19 protein-coding genes are annotated in these 19,847 nt (G+C 39.7%); 10 read left to right on the top strand and 9 right to left on the bottom strand.

Features of this window, described 5'->3' with window-relative positions:
* Positions 1-26 precede the first annotated feature (26 nt).
* The 5 genes from csrA to trmL all read left to right on the top strand — a co-directional run bounded on the left by csrA (position 27) and on the right by trmL (position 4,784).
* Positions 27-209, top strand: coding sequence for a carbon storage regulator CsrA (csrA, locus tag L5B83_RS10615; RefSeq protein ID WP_103854347.1), 183 nt, complete (start codon positions 27-29; stop codon positions 207-209).
* Between the two features lie 22 nt (positions 210-231).
* Entirely contained in the window at positions 232-1,596 is a 1,365-nt protein-coding gene (locus tag L5B83_RS10610) for a phosphomannomutase CpsG (protein WP_265778501.1), read from the top strand.
* 149 nt (positions 1,597-1,745) lie between these two features.
* Entirely contained in the window at positions 1,746-2,633 is an 888-nt protein-coding gene (gene galU, locus L5B83_RS10605) for a UTP--glucose-1-phosphate uridylyltransferase GalU (RefSeq protein WP_265778500.1), read from the top strand.
* A 254-nt stretch (positions 2,634-2,887) separates the two neighbouring features.
* A complete protein-coding gene (gene brnQ, locus L5B83_RS10600) occupies positions 2,888-4,189 on the top strand; it encodes a branched-chain amino acid transport system II carrier protein (protein ID WP_265778499.1) in 1,302 nt (433 codons plus the stop codon).
* A 115-nt stretch (positions 4,190-4,304) separates the two neighbouring features.
* A complete protein-coding gene (gene trmL / locus L5B83_RS10595) occupies positions 4,305-4,784 on the top strand; it encodes a tRNA (uridine(34)/cytosine(34)/5-carboxymethylaminomethyluridine(34)-2'-O)-methyltransferase TrmL (RefSeq protein ID WP_250351623.1) in 480 nt (159 codons plus the stop codon).
* Positions 4,785-4,831: 47 nt separating this feature from the next.
* Here the strand turns inward: trmL and nfuA are convergent, their stop codons facing one another.
* Complete coding sequence (gene nfuA, locus L5B83_RS10590; RefSeq protein WP_250351286.1) at positions 4,832-5,416, bottom strand: Fe-S biogenesis protein NfuA; 585 nt, start codon at positions 5,414-5,416, stop codon at positions 4,832-4,834.
* A 105-nt stretch (positions 5,417-5,521) separates the two neighbouring features.
* Positions 5,522-6,214 (bottom strand): amidophosphoribosyltransferase, encoded by a 693-nt coding sequence (locus L5B83_RS10585; protein ID WP_265778694.1) that lies wholly within the window; start codon positions 6,212-6,214, stop codon positions 5,522-5,524.
* Between the two features lie 141 nt (positions 6,215-6,355).
* Here L5B83_RS10585 and L5B83_RS10580 point away from each other — a divergent pair, with 141 nt between their 5' ends.
* On the top strand, positions 6,356-7,171 hold the full coding sequence (locus L5B83_RS10580) for a Cof-type HAD-IIB family hydrolase (RefSeq protein WP_265778497.1): 816 nt from the start codon (positions 6,356-6,358) through the stop codon (positions 7,169-7,171).
* Positions 7,172-7,247: 76 nt separating this feature from the next.
* Positions 7,248-8,165 (top strand): Dyp-type peroxidase, encoded by a 918-nt coding sequence (locus L5B83_RS10575; protein WP_265778496.1) that lies wholly within the window; start codon positions 7,248-7,250, stop codon positions 8,163-8,165.
* Positions 8,166-8,287: 122 nt separating this feature from the next.
* Here L5B83_RS10575 and L5B83_RS10570 read toward each other — a convergent pair whose 3' ends face one another.
* Both L5B83_RS10570 and L5B83_RS10565 read right to left on the bottom strand, forming a co-directional pair.
* Positions 8,288-9,166: a hypothetical protein gene (locus L5B83_RS10570; RefSeq protein WP_265778495.1), complete on the bottom strand. Its 879-nt coding sequence runs from the start codon at positions 9,164-9,166 to the stop codon at positions 8,288-8,290.
* A gap of 57 nt (positions 9,167-9,223) precedes the next feature.
* Positions 9,224-9,937: a tRNA1(Val) (adenine(37)-N6)-methyltransferase gene (locus L5B83_RS10565; RefSeq protein WP_265778494.1), complete on the bottom strand. Its 714-nt coding sequence runs from the start codon at positions 9,935-9,937 to the stop codon at positions 9,224-9,226.
* Between the two features lie 81 nt (positions 9,938-10,018).
* Between L5B83_RS10565 and srmB the strand changes: the two genes are divergently transcribed.
* Complete coding sequence (gene srmB / locus L5B83_RS10560) at positions 10,019-11,338, top strand: ATP-dependent RNA helicase SrmB (protein ID WP_250363833.1); 1,320 nt, start codon at positions 10,019-10,021, stop codon at positions 11,336-11,338.
* Positions 11,339-11,387: 49 nt separating this feature from the next.
* Here the strand turns inward: srmB and L5B83_RS10555 are convergent, their stop codons facing one another.
* On the bottom strand, positions 11,388-11,768 hold the full coding sequence (locus L5B83_RS10555) for a hypothetical protein (RefSeq protein WP_250351302.1): 381 nt from the start codon (positions 11,766-11,768) through the stop codon (positions 11,388-11,390).
* Positions 11,769-11,816: 48 nt separating this feature from the next.
* Complete coding sequence (locus L5B83_RS10550) at positions 11,817-12,251, bottom strand: GNAT family N-acetyltransferase (protein ID WP_250351303.1); 435 nt, start codon at positions 12,249-12,251, stop codon at positions 11,817-11,819.
* Between the two features lie 167 nt (positions 12,252-12,418).
* Between L5B83_RS10550 and tpiA the strand changes: the two genes are divergently transcribed.
* Positions 12,419-13,186: a triose-phosphate isomerase gene (gene tpiA / locus L5B83_RS10545; RefSeq protein WP_017805179.1), complete on the top strand. Its 768-nt coding sequence runs from the start codon at positions 12,419-12,421 to the stop codon at positions 13,184-13,186.
* Between the two features lie 233 nt (positions 13,187-13,419).
* Positions 13,420-14,370: an ROK family protein gene (locus L5B83_RS10540; RefSeq protein ID WP_265778493.1), complete on the top strand. Its 951-nt coding sequence runs from the start codon at positions 13,420-13,422 to the stop codon at positions 14,368-14,370.
* 68 nt (positions 14,371-14,438) lie between these two features.
* Here L5B83_RS10540 and L5B83_RS10535 read toward each other — a convergent pair whose 3' ends face one another.
* The 3 genes from L5B83_RS10535 to cpdB all read right to left on the bottom strand — a co-directional run bounded on the left by L5B83_RS10535 (position 14,439) and on the right by cpdB (position 19,826).
* The gene (locus L5B83_RS10535; RefSeq protein WP_265778492.1) at positions 14,439-15,920 is read right to left on the bottom strand and encodes a sulfatase-like hydrolase/transferase; all 1,482 of its coding nucleotides are present in this window, start codon (positions 15,918-15,920) and stop codon (positions 14,439-14,441) included.
* Between the two features lie 138 nt (positions 15,921-16,058).
* A complete protein-coding gene (locus L5B83_RS10530) occupies positions 16,059-17,522 on the bottom strand; it encodes a sodium:solute symporter family protein (protein WP_265778491.1) in 1,464 nt (487 codons plus the stop codon).
* A 330-nt stretch (positions 17,523-17,852) separates the two neighbouring features.
* Positions 17,853-19,826: a 2',3'-cyclic-nucleotide 2'-phosphodiesterase gene (gene cpdB / locus L5B83_RS10525; protein WP_265778490.1), complete on the bottom strand. Its 1,974-nt coding sequence runs from the start codon at positions 19,824-19,826 to the stop codon at positions 17,853-17,855.
* Positions 19,827-19,847 lie beyond the last annotated feature (21 nt).

Genomic DNA, 19,847 nt, shown 5'->3' with positions numbered 1-19,847 from the left:
TCGAAGAAAGGAAATGAGGAGGTTGTATGCTAATCTTAACCAGAAAAGTTGGCGAAAGCTTACTCATTGGTGATGAGATTTCTATTACGATATTAAGTGTTCGTGGTAATCAGATTAAAGTTGGTGTGAATGCACCAAAAGAAGTATCTGTCTATCGAGAAGAAATTTACCAACGTATTAGAGAAGCAAAAGATGAGCAATCATCTTAATTAGGAAAAGGAAGTGGATGTTATGGGTAAATTAACTTGTTTTAAAGCGTATGATATTCGTGGTCGTTTAGGCGATGAATTGAATGTGGATATTGTCTATCGCATTGGTCGAGCATTTGGACAGTTTTTAAAGCCTAAAACTATCGTTGTTGGTGGTGATGTGCGTTTAACCAGTAAAGAATTAAAAAGTGCCGTCACAAATGGCTTATTAGATTCTGGCGTGAACGTCATTGATTTGGGTGAAACGGGAACTGAGGAAGTTTACTTCGCCACTTCTTTTCTTAAAGCCGATGGCGGAATTGAAGTTACCGCAAGCCATAATCCAATGGATTATAACGGCTTAAAATTGGTGCGTGAGGGGTCGCGTCCAATTAGTGCGGATACAGGACTTGCGGATATTCAGCGTTTAGCAGAGGAAAATCATTTTCCACCTGTAGAAAAACGAGGAGAGTATAAGCAACTTTCCGTGTTAGGTGATTACGTTGAGCATTTATTGTCTTATATCAATTTAGATAATTTAAAACCAATGAAATTGGTGATTAACTCAGGAAATGGCGCAGCAGGACACGTTATTGATGCGATTGAAGCGCAATTCCGAGCAAAACGCGTGCCAGTGGAATTTGTGAAAGTGCATAATAATCCAGATGGCACATTCCCAAATGGGATTCCAAACCCCATTTTGCACGAAAATCGTCAAGATACTATTGATGCGGTGCTTGCGCATAATGCAGATATGGGGATTGCTTTTGATGGCGACTTTGATCGTTGTTTCTTATTTGATGAAAAAGGCCATTTTATTGAAGGTTACTATATTGTTGGGTTGCTTGGTCAAGCTTTCTTGCAAAAAAATAAAGGGGCGAAAATCATTTATGATCCACGCCTGATTTGGAATACCATCAAATTAGTGGAAGAAAATGGCGGTGAGGCAGTATTGTCTAAATCTGGCCATTCTTTCATTAAAGAAAAAATGCGTGCTGTTGATGCTATCTATGGTGGGGAAATGAGCGCGCATCACTATTTCCGTGATTTCTTCTATTGCGATAGTGGAATGATCCCTTGGTTACTCGTAATGGAATTAGTTTGTACCACAGGCAAGTCTCTTGGTGAATTAGTGAACGAAAGCATTAATACTTTCCCATCACCGGGCGAAATTAATAGCAAACTGACGGATGCTAAGGCGGCGATTGCACGTGTACGAGCGGCCTATGAAAAAGATGCTATTTCAGTCAATGAAATTGATGGTATTAGTATTGAATATCCTACTTGGCGTTTCAATTTGCGTACCTCAAACACGGAGCCAGTCGTACGCTTAAACCTTGAAACACGCGGTGATAAGCAATTAATGACAGAAAAAACCGAAGAAATTCTGGCGTTATTACGTCAATAATATGTAAAAAAGCACCGCACTTTGGTTTATGGTGTCGCATATCAACGTGGCTATCCGAGATAGCCGCTTTGCTATTTTCACGACAACCCTATCATTAAATATTATTAAAGTGCGGTTGTTTTTTTAGAAATTTTAGAAAAGGAAAACCAATGAAAGTCATTATTCCTGTTGCAGGTCTTGGTACGCGAATGTTACCTGCGACAAAAGCCATCCCTAAAGAAATGCTGACGTTAGTGGATAAACCCTTGATCCAATATGTAGTGAATGAGTGTGCCGCAGCGGGGATAAAAGAAATTGTCCTGGTTACCCACTCTTCTAAAAATGCGATTGAAAACCACTTTGACACCTCTTTTGAGCTGGAAACAATGCTGGAAAAACGGGTAAAACGCCAGTTATTAGAAGAAGTCCGTTCCATTTGCCCGAAAGATGTTACCATTATGCACGTTCGTCAAGGTAACGCCAAAGGTTTAGGACACGCCGTATTCTGCGCACGTCCAGTGGTAGGGGATGCCCCTTTTGCGGTCGTGTTACCTGATGTGTTATTAAGTGATTTCAGTGCAGATCAACACAAAGAAAATCTGGCGGCAATGATCAAACGTTTTAAAGAAACCAATGCGAGCCAAATTTTAGTTGAGCCAGTTTCTGAACAGGATATTAGTAGCTATGGTATCGTAGATTGCCAAGGTGTGCAGTTTAACCCGGGTGAAAGTGCAAAGATTAAACGAATCGTAGAAAAACCCGCGGTGGAAGATGCTCCTTCTAATCTGGCTGTGGTGGGGCGTTATGTTTTCTCAGCGAGCATTTGGGATTTATTAGCTAAAACCCCTATTGGTGTGGGGGATGAAATTCAATTAACAGATGCCATCGATATGTTAATTGAAAAAGAAGAGGTTGAAGCCTTTCATCAGACTGGGGGGAATTTCGATTGTGGTGATAAATTAGGCTATATGCAAGCTTTTGTGGAATATGGCGTAAATCATCCTAAACTGGGCAGTGAATTTAGTGCTTATTTGAAGCAATTTGTTAAAACGCTTTGATCGTTTTTATTCAGTAAAGGAATGAGGGTTAAACATCATTCCTTTTTTATTTTTCTTGTATATTTAAATTTTGTCAAAAATTTCCCCTTATTTTTAAGTGATTTTAATATTCTCCACGCGAATTCCTGAGAAATCCCCTCTCCCGCTTGACAATAAAATCATAAAACTCTATAACTTTCCCATTTTCTAGTGGAAAATCATTTTGATTATTTATTAATATAATATTAAATGCTGAGTTTTAAGAGGTTAATAAAATGTTATCTGGAAAAGATGTTGCGATTTTGGGAATGATGATTTTTTCTCTCTTCTTAGGTGCTGGGAATATTATTTTTCCACCAATGGAAGGATATTATGCTGGAAGTCTGTGGTTTTGGGGGGCGTTAGGGTTTCTATTAACAGGCGTACTTATGCCTTTTATTACCTTAATTGTCGTAACCTTAAAAGGCTGTGGGGAAGAACTTTCCCTCGATTTACCTAAGTGGGCTCAGGTGGCGTTCTGGACAATTTTATATTTAGTCATTGGCTCAACCTTTGCAATGCCAAGAGTTACAAATGTTGCCTATGAAATGGCGTGGCAGCCCTTGAATTTATTGTCTGGTGAGTATTCCCATATTATTTTTGTGACGGTATTTAACTTAATCGGAATGAGTTTTATGCTAGGGCGCAGTACAATGATTTCTAGTATTGGTAAATTTATGGCGCCTGCATTACTGGTGCTATTAACCATTGTTGGGTTTGAAGTGGTGAATGCGCCGCTTTCAGATATTGTTGAGCCAAGTCAGGCTTATAAAGATCATTCTGCGATTGCAACGGGGTTGATTGGTGGCTATCAAACAATGGACGTGCTTTCCGCAATGGCATTTGGCGGCATTGTCGCACGGGCATTAGCGGTGAAAGGGGTTTCAAATAAACGCGCGATTTTACGTTATACCCTGACGGCGGGCGCTGTCTCAGTGGTGTTATTGAGTTTACTTTACTTATGTCTCTTCTATTTAGGCGCGACGGGTGAACAAGTGGCTCAAACATCAAGTAATGGTGGACAACTGTTTGCGCAATATGTGAATGCGTTATTTGGGCGTGAAGGATCTTGGATTATGAGTGCTATCGTGCTGTTAGCGAACTTAACAACCCTTGTCGGCGTCACCAGTGCTTGTGCGGATTATTTTTCAAAATTCCATCCTCGTTTAAATTACACCTTCTTCGTGGTGCTATTTACCATTTGTACCATTATTATTTCTGAAACAGGATTGAACACGTTATTACGCGTTACCATTCCAGCATTGTTATTAATTTATCCTATCGCCATTATGCTGGTTGTAATGCAGTTATTACGTCATAAGTTAGGCATTAGTCGCACAGGGTACAACTTTATTATGGGGATTACCGCCTTATTTAGCGTAACCGATAGCCTAAAAAATATGGAATTATTACCGCACTTTATTCAGAACCTATTAGCGCATATACCGCTCCATCAGGAAGGCCTAACGTGGTTATTGCCAACCTTAGCAATGATGATGCTCTGCACGCTATTTAAAACAAAAAACGTTTCTGCCTAATATTAAGCCCTCCTTGTGAGGGCTTTATATTAAAGTGCGGTGCTTTTTTTATTATTTTGATCTTTCATTATTCAGCGGTAAAATTCGCACACGAAAATTGAACGAGAAAAAAATGATGCTAGATATTGTATTATATGAGCCAGAAATTCCCCAAAATACAGGAAATATTATTCGCCTATGTGCGAACACGGGATTTCGTTTGCATTTAATTGAGCCACTTGGCTTTACTTGGGATGATAAACGTTTGCGCCGTTCTGGCTTGGATTATCATGAATTTGCCGAAATTAAAAAGCACAAAACCTTTGCGGATTTTCTTGCCACAGAACAGCCTAAACGCTTATTTGCAATGACAACCAAAGGGCGCTTAGCACATAGCCAAGTTTCGTTTCAAGCTGGGGATTATTTAATGTTTGGGCCAGAGACCCGTGGTATTCCAATGGCAATTTTAGATGAAATGCCAATGGAACAAAAAATTCGCATTCCAATGACAGAAAATAGCCGCAGTATGAATTTATCTAATTCTGTTGCGGTAGCGGTTTATGAAGCGTGGCGGCAACTTAATTATTCTGGGGCGATCAATTTTGATCCCGAATGATAACAAAAAGGCACGAAATAATTCGTGCCTTTTTATTTGTTTTACGATTAATAATAAGAATGTTCACCGCGTTGATGCTCGGTTACATCTTTAGCGCCTTTCAATTCATCAGGGAACAAACTGACTAATTGTTTTTCAACCCCATCTTTAAGGGTAACATCAACCATTGAACAACCATTACAACCGCCGCCAAATTGTAAAATAGCATAGCCCTCTTCGGTTAAATCAATCAGCGTAATATGCCCACCGTGTCCTGCCAGTTGCGGATTAATTTGGGTTTGAATGACATATTCTACACGCTCAATTAAAGGCGCATCATCTGCAACTTTACGCATTTTCGCATTGGGTGCTTTGAGCGTAAGCTGAGAGCCTAATTCTTCTGTTACATAATCAATTTCAGCGTCTTCCAAAAACGGTAAGCTCACCTCATCAACAAAGGCGGAAAAGGTATCGTATTTCATTTCGGTATCGGTGGCTTCTACACTGTTTGGCGGGCAGTAAGACACCCCACATTCCGCGCTTGGTGTTCCCGGATTAACCACAAAAATACGAATATTCGTGCCTTCTTCTTGTTGATCTAATAAACGGCGAAAATGAGCTTGTGCCGCATCAGAAATCGTAATTTGTTGCATTATTTATTCCTCAGTAATACTTGAGCTAGATAGTCAGGCATCATACCCCTAGATAGATTTTTTTTCCACCTTTTCTTTTATTCGGTATTTTCTATACACAAGATACTACTCGGTGTGGAAAGCCCGTGCTAATCCCCAAACTTGAATATTTTCTACGCCTAATTGACGAAAATGTTGAGCGATTTCATTTAAGGTTGAGCCAGTGGTGATCACATCATCAATCAATGCAATAGAGCGGTAATTGAATGTTTGGTTTTCAAACCTAAAGGCGTGTTTTAAATTTTGTTTACGCGCTTTAGCGTTTAAACCAAGCTGAGGAGGTGTGTGTTTTACGCGCTGAATAAATGATGAATGACAAGGAATAGCTAACCATTTTGCTAAACGCTTGGCGATTAAATCAGCCTGATTATAACCTCGTTTCCACTGGCGAAAATGGTGCAGTGGCACAGGAAAAATGGCTTCTGGAAAATGAAGGGAATGTTGTCGTCTTGCCTCATAAACCGCTAATAAAAGCAAGCGTGCTAGGGTATTGTCTAACCAAAAGAGATGGTGGAATTTAAATTGCTGAATTAATTTCGATAAAGGTGGATCATATTTGCTAACCATAACGATTTGATCCCAGCGAGGAGGAGTTGCTGTGCAATGTCCACAATGTTTAACGTAATTTGGCGTTGGCATTCCGCAACAACCACAATAGACGTAACGTTTCATTGCTTTATTGCAAGTTGTGCATATACCCTGTTTCTCTTGCGATAAAACTTGATGGCATAAGACACAACGAAAACCGAAAAAATTCACCAATTTTTCCACCGCACTTCTCTTTTGGTTGAACCCACTATAATTGATTTTTCTAAGAAAAACACTTTTTCTGATCAATTTTCCGATCTTGATCGCAAAAAATGGTAAAATTTGCTCAAAATTTAGTAAAAGAGGATAAAAATGACCGTACCTAACTATCACAAGCAAATTAAAGCCGTTTTTTTTGATATTGATGAAACCTTATTTGTAAAAAATAAAGTTCATTTTCCAGAAAGTGGCAGACTTGCCATTCAAAAATTGCACGCGAACGGGATTTTAGTCGGCATAGCAACAGGGCGCGCACGTTGCAGTTTCCCCGCTAAAATTAATGAAATGGTGGCGCAAGAAGGGATTCACACTTTCGTCACAACCAACGGACAATTTGCTGTGCATAATGAAGAAGTGATTGAAAAACACCCTATTCCAACAGAAAAAGTGCAACGGCTTGTGAATTTCTTTGATCTTCATCATATTGCCTATGCGTTTGTTTCTAATGATAAAATTCGTGTTTCTGAAATGACGCCAATGTTAAAACACGCCCTTGATCCAATCACCACAGATTATCAAGTGGATAAAACCTATTATCAACAAAATGATGTGTACCAAGTGTTAGCATTTTATGCAGAAGACAAAGATGAACTCGTCGCGCAGGCACATATTTTGGACGATCTCAAAACCGTGCGTTGGCACGAAAATTCTGTCGATATTTTTGATGCGGAAGGCTCAAAAGCGAGAGGAATTGAAGCGATTGCCCATCATCTTGGCTTTTCGATGGAAAATGTTATGGCATTTGGAGACGGTTTAAATGATCTCGAAATGCTCAGTGCAGTTGGCGTTGGCGTAGCAATGGGAAATGGACACGATACCTTAAAAGCCGTCGCCAACCACGTTACCGATCATATTGAACAAGACGGTGTATATAATTTTCTTGTAAAATCTGGTTTGATTGAAGACTAAAAAATATTATTTAATCTTAAAAACTCAACAAAAAAACAACCGCACTTATTAAAGTGCCTCTAACGAAGGAAATACTATGGCGACTTTACAAAATGTTCTTGATGAACCAAATAAAAATACCATTTTTATGGTGTGGAATTTTCACGATAATCTCGATATTAAACCCGCATTCCAACAGCTTTGTGGTTTAGTGGGTAACTTAAATAATACAGCAAAAACACGTTTCCCCGATGCGAAAGCCAGCGTGGTGATGGGCATTGGATACGATGCGTGGCTACGCCTCGATTTACCTAAACCATTACCGAAAGAACTTGCCCCTTTTGAACCAATAAAGGGAGCAAAATACACTGCGGTGGCAACACGTGGTGATTTACATTTTCATATCCGTTGCGATCAACCAAGTTATTGCTTTGATATTGCACAAAATATCGCAGATGTGTTGCGCGACGTGGCAAAATGTGTGGTCGATATTCAAGGGTTTCGTTATTGGGACGGGCGTAGTATTCTCGGTTTTGTGGACGGTACAGAAAATCCGCACGATCCAGAAGAACGCATATTATTCGGTACCATCGGTGAAGAAGATCCCGCTTACCAAGGCGGTAGTTATTTGTTCGTACAAAAATATGTACACGATATGCAAGCGTGGCGTGCATTACCTGTAAATGAGCAAGAAAAAGTATTCGGTCGTTCTAAAGCCGATGACATTGAAATGGACGATGATAGCAAACCAAGCAACAGCCACAGCGCATTAGCCAATGTGGGCGATGATCGCAAAGTCATTCGCGACAATATGCCATTCTCCGCAAACGGCGAGGTGGGAACCTATTTTATTGCTTACGCGAATACCTTTACCACAGTACAAGCAATGCTAAACAATATGTTTATTGGTAACCCCGCAGGTAATTATGACCGCTTGCTTGATTTCAGCCGCACCCGCACAGGAACACTTTTCTTCGTCCCAACGTTAGATATGTTAGATGAATTTGCGGAGTAATTTTCATTAAACAACAAAAAGCCACTTTATCATGTGTGATGTGGCTTTTTGTTTACTACGCTTTAATTTTGTAATGATGCTACGGCATTTTCTTTCAAACTAAAATAACAATAAATTTAAAATTATTTATTAGCTTGATTTAATACTGTTATACTTTTCCAACCTTCATTAGTGAGAATTAACACCGTACGTTGTTGATTTTTCGCTTTATCAAACAGGCGTCCAAATAATTTTTCTACATCGTTATTTGTTGCCCAAGAAGCAACATTTTCATAGCTTACCGTATAATTTACTTGAGAAAGTTTTCCCCCTGATGCTCGTTCATTAGGTTCAGTGAATGTACCCACAGAATCTAATTTTAATGCCCCCGTACAAAATTTAGTTCGCGAAAACATCCCTGTGCTGAAAAATGGTTTACCTTGTTCAGTAACTTCATAAACATTCACGTTAAGGATTTTTTTCTTTCCCCAATCTAGTTTTTCAAGTTTGTCTGCTTTTGAAGTAAGCAGTCCTGCTTTGACGAAATAATCTGCCTGAGCAAGTGATTGTTGTATACGCTGATCAGATACATCTGTGTTTAAAATCAATGCAGCATTATGAAGTGGTGATTGGTCAGAAACGTATGTACCAGAAGGTAACGAAATACAAATAGCTGGGCTTTTTTGTAATGCCAATTGTTCTTCAATCGCTTTTGCGAAATTCTCTTTATTGGCTTCTTTAGGATCATTACAAGCGGTTAAAAATAAGCTTGCAAAGAGCGTTGAGAATATTAGTTTATTGCGGATTGCGGATTGCGGATTGCGGATTGCGGATTGCGGATTGCGGATTGCGGATTGCGGATTGCGGATTGCGGATTGCGGATTGCGGATTGCGGATTGCGGATTGCGGATTGCGGATTGCGGATTGCGGATTGCGGATTGCGGATTGCGGATTAGCCATTGTATTCTCCTTATAGTGAAACAATCAAGATTTACAGTTGAATTAATAAATATGAACAACATTCTAACAAAGCCCTTTTAAAACACAATATCACGCCTAAAAGTCTATTATTATTTTTCTCAAAACTTCAAATAAAATCCTTTCGTCAGCGCCACAAAATCAGGGTGATATTGATTATTTTCGTCATAAATAATCAGTTGGGAATGTTGCATTGGCTCGGGGTGTTTGCGGAAAGTGAGCAACAGGCGTTGCGCGGGCTTGCCGATTTTGGTGATCACATCACATTGTTCCGTACAGTAAAGTGCGGTGCTTTTTTGCAAGATTTTTCCTGCGTCATAAGGAAGAATAAATTGGATTTTGCCCTGTTCATTCAAGCATTGCGCTGCGATATTTAGCCAATCGTTATGGCTCTGTTCAAGTATATAACGAGCAAGATTGCGTTGGGGTGTTTTGCAATCTTGTGCTGGGGAAAAATAGGGCGGATTGGCTACAATTAAATCAAAAAGATGTGGGGGATTTTGTGCGAATGTTGCAATATCTGTATGATATAAGGTCATTTTTTTCGCCCAAGGGGAATGTTCAATATTTTCTTTTGCCTGCTCTGCGGCTGCGTGATCACGCTCAACAGCACTAATCTGGCAATGTTGCGCGGTACGCTGGGCTAACATTAAGGCGATCAACCCTGTGCCTGTGCCAAGATCTAACAGCGTCTGAGCCTCTTTGACATCTGCCCAAGCCCCAAGCAAAATGCCGTCTGTTCCGACTTTCATCGCACAGCGATGGTGATTCACGTGAAATTGTTTAAAGGTAAAGCCCTGATTTTCCTTTGTCATAAACTTCCTAAAAATTGACCGCACTTTAAACGCAAAGTGCGGTATAATTCGCGACAATTTTCCTTAATAGTAACAAGAAATATGAACTTAGCACAATTTGAACAATTGGATCTCGCCCCTGAATTATTAAAAGCCTTAGCAAAAAAAGGCTATCAACGCCCTACTGCCATTCAGTTAGAAAGCATTCCAGCAGCGATGGCGGAACGAGATGTGCTAGGTTCAGCACCAACTGGCACAGGAAAAACTGCCGCTTTTTTATTACCTGCATTGCAACATTTGCTTGATAATCCACGTCGTAAACCCGGCACGCCAAGGGTGTTGGTTCTCACGCCAACCCGCGAATTAGCGATGCAAGTGGCAGAACAGGCGGAGCAATTGGCACAATTTACCTCTCTTGATATCACTACGATCACCGGTGGCGTAGCTTATCAAAATCACGGCGAGGTGTTTAATGATAATCAAGATTTGGTCGTCGCCACTCCCGGACGTTTATTGCAATATATTCAAGAAGAAAATTTTGATTGCCGTTCCGTAGAGATACTGATTTTTGATGAAGCGGATCGAATGTTGCAAATGGGCTTTGGGCAAGATGCGGAAAAAATTGCGGCGGAAACGCGCTGGCGCAAACAAACTTTACTTTTCTCAGCCACTTTAGAAGGTGAACTATTGAGGGATTTTGCGGGGCGATTACTCAATGATCCCGTACAGATTGATGCCGAACCAAGTCGCCGTGAACGCAAAAAGATTCAACAGTGGTACTATCACGCAGATAGCGATGAACATAAAGTGAAATTGCTTGCCCGTTTTATTGAACAAGAAAAAGTGAGTAAAGGCATTATTTTCGTTCGTCGCCGTGAAACCGTGCGTGAGCTTTCTGATACCTTGCGTAAACGCGGCATTCGTAGCACCTATTTAGAAGGGGAAATGGCGCAAACGCAACGCAATAATGCCATTGATAAACTCAAAAATGGCGTAGTTACCGTGCTAGTTGCCACCGATGTTGCCGCACGCGGTATTGATATTGATGACATCAGCCACGTGATGAATATGGATTTGCCTTACAGCGCAGACACCTATTTGCACCGTATTGGCCGTACCGCTCGAGCAGGTAAAAAAGGCGTCGCCGTGTCTTTTGTTGAAGCTCACGATTATAAGCTACTTGGCAAAATTAAACGTTATACTGAAGAGCTACTCAAACCACGCCTTATTGAAGGGTTAGAACCTCGCACTAAAGCTCCGAAAGATGGTGAAATAAAAAGTGTCAGTAAAAAACAAAAAGCACGTATTAAACAAAAACGTGCAGAAAAGAAAAAATCGGCACAACAGAAAAAAACCAAACTTCGCCATAAAGATACGAAAAATATTGGCAAACGACGCCAGCCAAGCGGAGGAGAGGGGTAGAATAAAGTGCGGTATGTTTTTACCGCACTTTTTCGTTCCATAAATCCTCTTATTTGATTTGAATATTCACTTTATAACGTGAAGTTAAATTTTTAATGGATTGAGCTTTAGGCTGGAGTACGCGTACTTCATAACGCCCTGTTTTTGGTAGCGTATAAGGTTCATTTTGTACAAAATCATCGTTACCATAAATAATCGCTTCCGCTGCGCCTTTTGTGTTTAAGTTAAAGGTTAAGGTTTGCCCTGCTTTGGCATAAAACGCATAAGTGCGACATTGCCAGCCTTTAATTTTCCCATTGTAGCTGGCTGAAGACGCGCCCTTTTTAAATTTCACATTGGTAACAGGACAATCAGCCGCATAACTTGGTACCGTTGCTAAAATGGCTGAACCAATGACAATGGCTGAAGCCAAGGTTTTTATCGCTTTCATAAATAACTCCTAAATGTGTTTTTGGTAAGCCTATTGTTAGACTTTGCCCTACAAACGAAGTTCAAAAATTTGTTTATCTGGATTTACTTTAAAGCCTGCCATTTCTAACAAATTATGCTGTTGGCTGCGTTGTTCTACAATAAGTCGAGTGGCTTGCGTATAACGAACAAACTCCGTTGCTTTCGCAATAAGCGCGGTATAAATTTTTGATGAATTTGCGTGTTGCTGCACAAAAATATCGGTAAGTTGCCAATAACGTTGAAGTTGTAACGAAGAAAGACGCGGGTAAAGTTGAATAAAACCCAGTGCTTGATTTTGTTCATCGACAGCAAGGAAAAAAATACTTTCACTGAAGCGAATTCGATTGGTTAGAAAAATTAAGGTTCGTTCCGGGTTTTCCACCATACCTTGTGAAAGACGATATTGCTCAAAGAGGGGGAGCAATAGCTCTAGATTCCATTGTTCAGCTTTAAATATTTTCATATTGATGATTTTTTGTGAAATTTATACAGTGAATTGTATCTTTTTAACACAAAATAATCATCTTTTCGGAAAAATTTTTTTCAAATTTGCCTAAAATCAACGGTAGAACATAAAAAATTTGATATAGTAATGCGGTTATTTTTTATTAATTACTATGGAGAAAAATTATGGCACGTCGTCCTTTAGTTATGGGTAACTGGAAATTAAATGGTAGTAAAGCGTTTACCAAAGAATTAATTGAAGGTTTAAAAGCGGAACTTGCCGGTGTGAATGGCTGTGATGTGGCAATTGCGCCACCTGTGATGTATTTAGCGGAAGCGGAAGCGGCGTTAGCGGGTAGCCAAATTGCGTTAGGCGCACAAAACGTTGATGTGAACGTGCAAGGTGCATTTACAGGCGATATTTCAACCGCAATGTTAAAAGATTTTGGTGCGAAGTACATCATTATCGGACATTCTGAGCGCCGTACTTATCACAAAGAAAGTGATGAATTTATTGCGAAAAAATTTGCGGCATTAAAAGAAGCTGGTTTAGTCCCTGTGTTATGTATTGGGGAATCAGAAGCTGAAAATGAAGCAGGCAAAACAGAAGAAGTATGCGCTCGCCAAATTGATGCTGTGATCAATGCGCTAGGCGTAGAAGCCTTTAATGGTGCGGTGATTGCCTATGAACCAATTTGGGCGATCGGTACAGGGAAATCAGCAACGCCTGCACAAGCACAAGCGGTTCACGCCTTTATTCGTGGGCATATTGCCGCCAAATCACAAGCTGTTGCCGATCAAGTGATTATTCAATATGGTGGATCAGTAAATGATGCCAATGCGGCGGAATTATTTACTCAGCCAGATATTGATGGCGCATTAGTTGGTGGTGCGTCACTAAAAGCCCCTGCTTTTGCGGTGATTGTAAAAGCAGCTGCGGCGGCAAAAAATTAATTCCATTTTCCTTTTCATCAAATCTGCTCATCTTGGGCAGATTTTTTTATCTCCTAATTTTACCTCCACATATCAGTGAGTAAGCCTAGCCTTTAAGCATTTAAAACAAATTCCGCACACCAGTTTGCAAAATTGTGATCCCTATCACTGCATAACTATGATATTTATCATAGTCTGTTTTGGGTAAATCAGTTATGTTGAAATTTAGGTTTATAAAATAAATGGAGTTGAGGATGAAATATTACGCAGGTGTGGATATTGGCGGTACAAACACAAAAATTGGTATTTTAGATAGCCATTTTAATATTCTCGCAGAACAAAGCATTGCAACACTATCTCAGCAAGGTGCAAGAACCACTTTTTCTCGCATTTGGCAGACTATTTTGGCTTTGCTTGCACAAAATCAGCTTTCAGAAACCCAATTAGAAGGGATTGGCTTGGGCATTCCCGGCCCCGTAGTGAATCAAGCGGTAGTCAAAATTGCGGCTAACTTTTCTTGGGGGAATGATTTTAATGCCAAACAATTAATGGAAGACATTTCTCATAAAAATGTGGTGGTGGAAAACGATGTACGCGCCATTACCTTAGGAGAACATTTATTTGGTGCGGGAAAAGGAATTGCGAATCTTATCGTTGTCCCCATTGGTACTGGCATTGCTTCAGGTATTTTGTTAAATGGCAAGGTATTGTCTGGTTCTGGCGGCTGCGCAGGCGAATTTGGGCATATAATGGTGAACGAGCAAGGAATGAAATGTGGGTGCGGATTAACAGGTTGCTTAGAAACCTATACCTCTGCACCGGGGTTAGTTAGAGAGGCAAAAAAATTATTACTTGAAACGAAGTGCGGTGAGTTTTTTCAGCGTTTTTCCACTGATTTAGATGCCCTTCAAGCACATCATATTTTTGAATACGCCAAAAAAGGAGATGAACTAGCCCTACAAGTGGTGGATAATTTTGCAAAATATTTAGCTTACGGTTTAGGCGTGCTGATCAATATTTTTAACCCTGAACTTATCGTCCTCGCTGGTGGGGTCGCAAAATCCGCCGAGTTCATCATTGAAAAAGTACAAAAATTTCTACCGCACTATGCCCTAGGCGTTTCCTTACAAAACTTACAAATCAAACCAAGCCAATTACTTGATTCCGCAGGCGTAAAAGGGGCAGCAGCATTGGTGATAAAATAGTGCTATGACACAATAAAAAAGTAGGAAATGATTTCCTACTTTTTATTTTTTGCATTTATGCTATCAGTTTACTGAATTTTTTCTTTCACCTTTACATCCACTTTTTCCTGCAATTCCGCTTCTGCAGAAAAAATAAATTTACTGGTGTATTTGTTGAACGTGTTTTCTGCATAGCCTCCCCATTCTCCCGCAAACGTACGCTGTCCACCGCCATAAACAGGCAAGGTTGCCCCATCTATTTCCTTATTAATATATTGATTAAACCACCTGTTTAATTCTCGCCGCATTTGAGTTATCTGTTGTTGATAATTGGGATTGTTTATTTGATTATGACGTTCATCAGGATCATTACGCAGATCATAAAATTCATAAGGCCCATCAGGATAACGATGAATATATTTAAACGAGCGATTACGGATCATTCTAGTTGGTCCATATTCATCAAAGATCACTAGATGATTTTCTTCTAACGGATTTGAGGAATCTTGCTTCAGTAGGGAAGCAAAACTTTTTCCGGGATAGCGTACCTGTGCTTGCTGTTCATCATTGATATTGAGATATTCCAACAAGGTATGGCGGAAATCATAATGGCTTAACAGATTATCTACGGTATCTGTGGATAAATGATTTTTGTGATAGAGAATAAACGGTACTTTTACAGAGGTATCGAACATATTCACAGGGCTTGTGCCATTGCCTTTACCAAAAATACCGTGATGCCCCATATTCATACCATTATCACTGGTAAAAATAATCAGTGTATTTTCTAAAATTCCTTTTTCTTCAAGCGAATGAAGAATTCGTCCAATATTAAAATCCATTGAAGTCAATGCTGCAAAATAGCCGCGTAATATCTCTAAACGTGCTGTTTCATCACCTTCAAAGGTTTCATAAATTTTCCATGGATGATAAGGATCCCGTGGGCAAGATTCAAATTGACAATCAGCATAAAGATCAAGCATTTCCTGTGGATGATTTTTTCTATCCCAAGGAGAATGCGGTGCGGTATAACTTAAATTAAGAAAAAATGGCTGTTTCGCATTATGTACCTTTTCAATAAAGTCTAGCCCATAGTCGGTAATTTTATCCGTAATATATTCAGGTTCTTCAATGAATACGCCATCTTGATACATTGGTGCATTAAAATAAGGACCACCACCACGCTGATGGGAATACCAATGATCAAAACCACATTGTGGCATATCTGCCATTCCTAAATGCCATTTTCCACTCATTGCACAGTGGTATCCGTGCTGTTTTAATTGATCAACAAAAGTGGATTGCCCTTTTAAATAATGTTCTGTGGTAGCGCCATTTTCCCATTCTTCTAACCAATCGTGAATACCGTGCTGAGAAGGTATTCTCCCCGTAAAAATAGATGCTCGAGCTGGAGAACATACTGGTGATACGCAGAAAAAGTTTTCAAATTTTTTTCCTTGCTGAGCAAGACGATCAATATTTGGGGTAATCGCGTCTTTATTGCCATAACAACCTAATGCCCAATACCCCAAATCATCAGCGATTATCATTACAACATTCGTTTTTTTCATCTTTGCTGACTCCTAACATTGTTTTAATATTTTGAAATCCTTTTTTACCTACGATAAAAATAGTACATACATACCAAATTAATCCACAAAGAATTAATCCTTTCCAAAATAAAATGAGTATCTCTGTCATATTTCCCCCTATTTACGCAATGCATTTTTTAGCAATGAACCCACAATCATTGCAATCCAAGCAAAAACAAATGCTGCAATACCTGAATAATAAGGACCAATTTGACTCGCAATCGGTTCAAGGGCGGGAATTTGCTGTGCAACTAAGTATGAAAGTGGCGTTAATGCACCGATCACAATTGTTGCATACGCCCCCCAGTTATTGGCTTTTTTGAAATAACAAGCTGAAATAAGTAATGTTGATACCGCCACAGAATAGATTGTCGCCGTTAAGGTCATATAGACCCAAAGATCACTTTTCAATGGATACCATAATCCATAAAAGAGCAAGAAAATACCAATTAAAGCGACTAATACTCGATTCACGGCAATAGATTTACGTTCGGACCATTTATTTTGATGGAAAATGATCAAAACATCATTATAAATAACACTTGCCCAACCTAATAAATATGATGAATTCGTGGACATATCTGCCGCCAACATAGCCGCAACAAGCAAACCGATAATACCTGTTGGAATCACAATGGATAGCATTGTTGGCATCGCTTGAATCGGTTTGCCTCCTACACTTTCTAAACTAACTAATGATAAAGCGGCAACACCCCACATCACAGGAATTAAAGAACGAACGATATAAAATAAACTTGTACGGGTGTACATTTGTTTCGCCACTTTCTCATCTTTTGCTGACAGGACACGTGAAACCATCGTTTGCCAAGTTAGCACGGTGGCAGTTAAGACTAAAGCGGTGTAAAGCACATATTGCCAACCTAAATTTGGATTAACAAAAGGGTTAATTCCTCCCATACCATAATTTGAAATAGCCGTATCAAATAAAGTATCCCAACCAATTTGATAAAAAATAGTGCAAGTGGTAAGAACTAAGCCAACACTCATTAAAATAAATTGCATATAATCTGTCACTAAAACAGAAAGCATACCGCCCAATATGGTATATAACGCAACAACAAGTAATAAAATCGTCATCGTAATTTCTAAATATTCAGGCTTAAGTCCTGCTACCGCAACTAAAAATTCCCCGCCTGTACGCAAGAAAACGCCCATATTAAGTAAGCCGCCAAGAACAATAACGACACCAGCAGCCCATCGCACTTTTTTACCAAACTTATGTTCAAAGAACTCTGGAATAGTTACCACGCCTGCTTTACGTAAAGGTTCAATACAGAATCCTGTTTTCCCTACGGTGAACATCACGATAGTCATAATTAATCCCACCGTTGCCCCCGCAAAACCATATTTATAGCCTAGTTGAGCCGCAGCCATACAGGTAATGATGCCAAATTCCGTGGCAGCCAAAGAGGCAATCCCTACGTGTAAATCTACATTTCTACCTGCAACGAGGAAATCATTCACATTTTTGACATATTTACGCACAATAATGCCGACAACAAGACTTAATAAAATATAAAGTCCAACAATACTGCCATCTATACTCCAGTTAAATTGCATATTTTTCTCCCTGTGATATATAGAAACTATAGTTGTTGAAGTTGGGAATAAAACAACGCGATCTAAGTGTGTTTTATTTCAACATTGCCTGACGATATTTTTCATCGCTAATAGCAGTTTAGATAAAATGGTAAGAGAGGAAATATGATGAGAATCATAAAGTGCCTGTGATGTAGATCACAGATTGAAAAATTACTCATTGAAAATGTGGAAAATTTTCACCGCACTTTAGATTTAATCGTTATTGATTACTGAGAGGGAAGAATCACCTTAATCAATATGTAAGTGTATATGGCGATGCGAAAACATCGCCATATTAGAAAGTGCGGTCTATTTTTGGCTTAAATTTATTTTATAGACTGCAAAACCGAGTTCATCTTGACCGATATAATCCATAGGGTATTGGGCTTTTTCTTTGATGAACGTATTGGCTTTCTCACTTGGTGACGTTTCCACTTGGATATTGAGTGGTACCTTTGTTGCAATAGGGGCTAATCGCCAGTTATTGTCTGCTGAAGGTACAACCTCGCCTTTTTCTTTTGTGGTTTGGCTGATATAGTTCGCTAAAATTTGGCGATTTTCATCTGGTGCGGCAAAGACAATATGCGCATCCCCCGTTCCCGGGAATTTGCCAGAATATGCACGATAATTATTCGTTGCGATTAAAAACTGATCGCTTTCTTGCACGGGCTTACCTTGGTAAGTCAGGTTGACAATGCGCGAGGCGGTAGGATTGATGAGTTTGCATTCTCCATCATAACGTGCGGGTTGGCTCACATCAATTTGATAATTAACCCCATCAATGACGTCAAAATTATAGGTGCGGAAGCCATTCCAGTTTAATAAAGGTTGTGCTTTATCACTGTGTGGATCAATCTGATTAAACATTCCCGCACTGCATTCAAGCCATTGTTTCAATTCTGCCCCACTCACTTTTACGATCACTAAGGTGTTGGGATAAAGGTAGAGATCGGCGGCGTTGCGGAAGGTTAAATTCCCTTTATCTACCTCAACATAGGCGGTTGGATCGTTTTTACGTCCACCAACTTTAAAAGGGGCAGCCGCACTTAACACGGGAATTCCTGCCAGCTCTGGTAGGTTTTTAACGACATTTTCAGCATAGGCTTTCTGTGCTTGATTCACAATTTGTACCGTTGGATCATCTTGGAATAGCGCGAGGAAACTATACATATTGTCTGATGCTTTACCAATCGGTTGTGCAACAAATTCACGCGTTGCTTGATGAATAGGTGCAAGTAATGCCGCAATTTCAGGATGGTTGCCTATAAGGGCTTTCTTTTTATCCGCATCATAAATTGGGCGCAATGCCGCTTTACCGTCAGTCACAAACCATTTGCCATTATGTTGGTTTAAGGTTAAATCAACCACACTGATATTATTTGCCCAGTAACCCGCCATACTTTCAGGTACGCCGTTCATTGTGCCTTTTTCAATATCTGCACCTTTACTGTGGGCAAATTCTTTATTCGGGAATAAACGGTGTGAATGCCCAAAGATAATCGCATCAATTCCTTTTACATCAGCCAAATGGAATGCGGCATTTTCTTCCCCCTCTTTATAAGGTTCATCGGAAGGCCCTGTATGAGCCAACGCCACAATAATATCTGCCCCTTTTGCTTTTACAATAGGGACATAGTGTTCTGCGGTTTTCTTAATATCATAGGCTTTGACTTTACCTTCTAAATTTGCTTTATCCCACACCATAACTTGTGGTGGAACGAAACCAATATAACCAATCTTAATCTGATGCGATTTTCCGGCATTATCTGTCACGGTTTTTTCTTGAATAAAATAAGGTTGGAAATACGGTTTTTCATCGTTGGCATTGACGACATTTGCATTAATAATTGGAAACTCAGCTTGCTTAATGGCGCGATCTAAATACGCTAAACCATAATTAAATTCGTGATTACCAATTGTTCCCACATCATAATGCATCGCATTTAAGGCTAAAATAGCGGGGTTAGGTTTCCCCTCTTTATCACCTTTTGCGGCTTGATAATCTGCGATCGGGTTGCCTTGAATTAAATCGCCATTATCGACTAACACGGAATTTTTCACTTCTTGCCGTGCTGCTGCGATTAAACTGGCAGCACGTGTAAAACCAAATTTATCGGTTGGTGCATCTTTATAATAATCAAAATCGGTTAAAAAACCGTGAATATCTGTTGTCGCAATAATGCGCAAAGACAACGCATTATTTTGTTCAGCTGCACTTAATTTTAAACTATTTACCGCAAATAAACTTAATGCCCCTACGCGTAAGAAATGTCGTCTATCCATTTTTTTCTCCTTTTGATGTTC

Source organism: Avibacterium sp. 21-599 (assembly GCF_026226765.1).
Classification (GTDB): domain Bacteria; phylum Pseudomonadota; class Gammaproteobacteria; order Enterobacterales; family Pasteurellaceae; genus Avibacterium.
This window is presented reverse-complemented; position numbering and strand designations above follow the sequence as displayed.

Excerpts from the sequence above, each read along its gene's own strand:
- tpiA (WP_017805179.1), top strand. The coding sequence starts at position 12,419 with ATGGCACGTCGTCCTTTAGTTATGGGTAACTGGAAATTAAATGGTAGT.
- galU (WP_265778500.1), top strand. The coding sequence starts at position 1,746 with ATGAAAGTCATTATTCCTGTTGCAGGTCTTGGTACGCGAATGTTACCT.
- L5B83_RS10580 (WP_265778497.1), top strand. The coding sequence starts at position 6,356 with ATGACCGTACCTAACTATCACAAGCAAATTAAAGCCGTTTTTTTTGAT.
- L5B83_RS10550 (WP_250351303.1), bottom strand. The coding sequence starts at position 12,251 with ATGAAAATATTTAAAGCTGAACAATGGAATCTAGAGCTATTGCTCCCC.
- L5B83_RS10570 (WP_265778495.1), bottom strand. The coding sequence starts at position 9,166 with ATGTTGTTCATATTTATTAATTCAACTGTAAATCTTGATTGTTTCACT.
- L5B83_RS10575 (WP_265778496.1), top strand. The coding sequence starts at position 7,248 with ATGGCGACTTTACAAAATGTTCTTGATGAACCAAATAAAAATACCATT.
- L5B83_RS10565 (WP_265778494.1), bottom strand. The coding sequence starts at position 9,937 with ATGACAAAGGAAAATCAGGGCTTTACCTTTAAACAATTTCACGTGAAT.
- L5B83_RS10540 (WP_265778493.1), top strand. The coding sequence starts at position 13,420 with ATGAAATATTACGCAGGTGTGGATATTGGCGGTACAAACACAAAAATT.
- trmL (WP_250351623.1), top strand. The coding sequence starts at position 4,305 with ATGCTAGATATTGTATTATATGAGCCAGAAATTCCCCAAAATACAGGA.
- L5B83_RS10535 (WP_265778492.1), bottom strand. The coding sequence starts at position 15,920 with ATGAAAAAAACGAATGTTGTAATGATAATCGCTGATGATTTGGGGTAT.
- L5B83_RS10610 (WP_265778501.1), top strand. The coding sequence starts at position 232 with ATGGGTAAATTAACTTGTTTTAAAGCGTATGATATTCGTGGTCGTTTA.
- nfuA (WP_250351286.1), bottom strand. The coding sequence starts at position 5,416 with ATGCAACAAATTACGATTTCTGATGCGGCACAAGCTCATTTTCGCCGT.
- cpdB (WP_265778490.1), bottom strand. The coding sequence starts at position 19,826 with ATGGATAGACGACATTTCTTACGCGTAGGGGCATTAAGTTTATTTGCG.
- L5B83_RS10530 (WP_265778491.1), bottom strand. The coding sequence starts at position 17,522 with ATGCAATTTAACTGGAGTATAGATGGCAGTATTGTTGGACTTTATATT.
- brnQ (WP_265778499.1), top strand. The coding sequence starts at position 2,888 with ATGTTATCTGGAAAAGATGTTGCGATTTTGGGAATGATGATTTTTTCT.
- srmB (WP_250363833.1), top strand. The coding sequence starts at position 10,019 with ATGAACTTAGCACAATTTGAACAATTGGATCTCGCCCCTGAATTATTA.
- L5B83_RS10555 (WP_250351302.1), bottom strand. The coding sequence starts at position 11,768 with ATGAAAGCGATAAAAACCTTGGCTTCAGCCATTGTCATTGGTTCAGCC.
- csrA (WP_103854347.1), top strand. The coding sequence starts at position 27 with ATGCTAATCTTAACCAGAAAAGTTGGCGAAAGCTTACTCATTGGTGAT.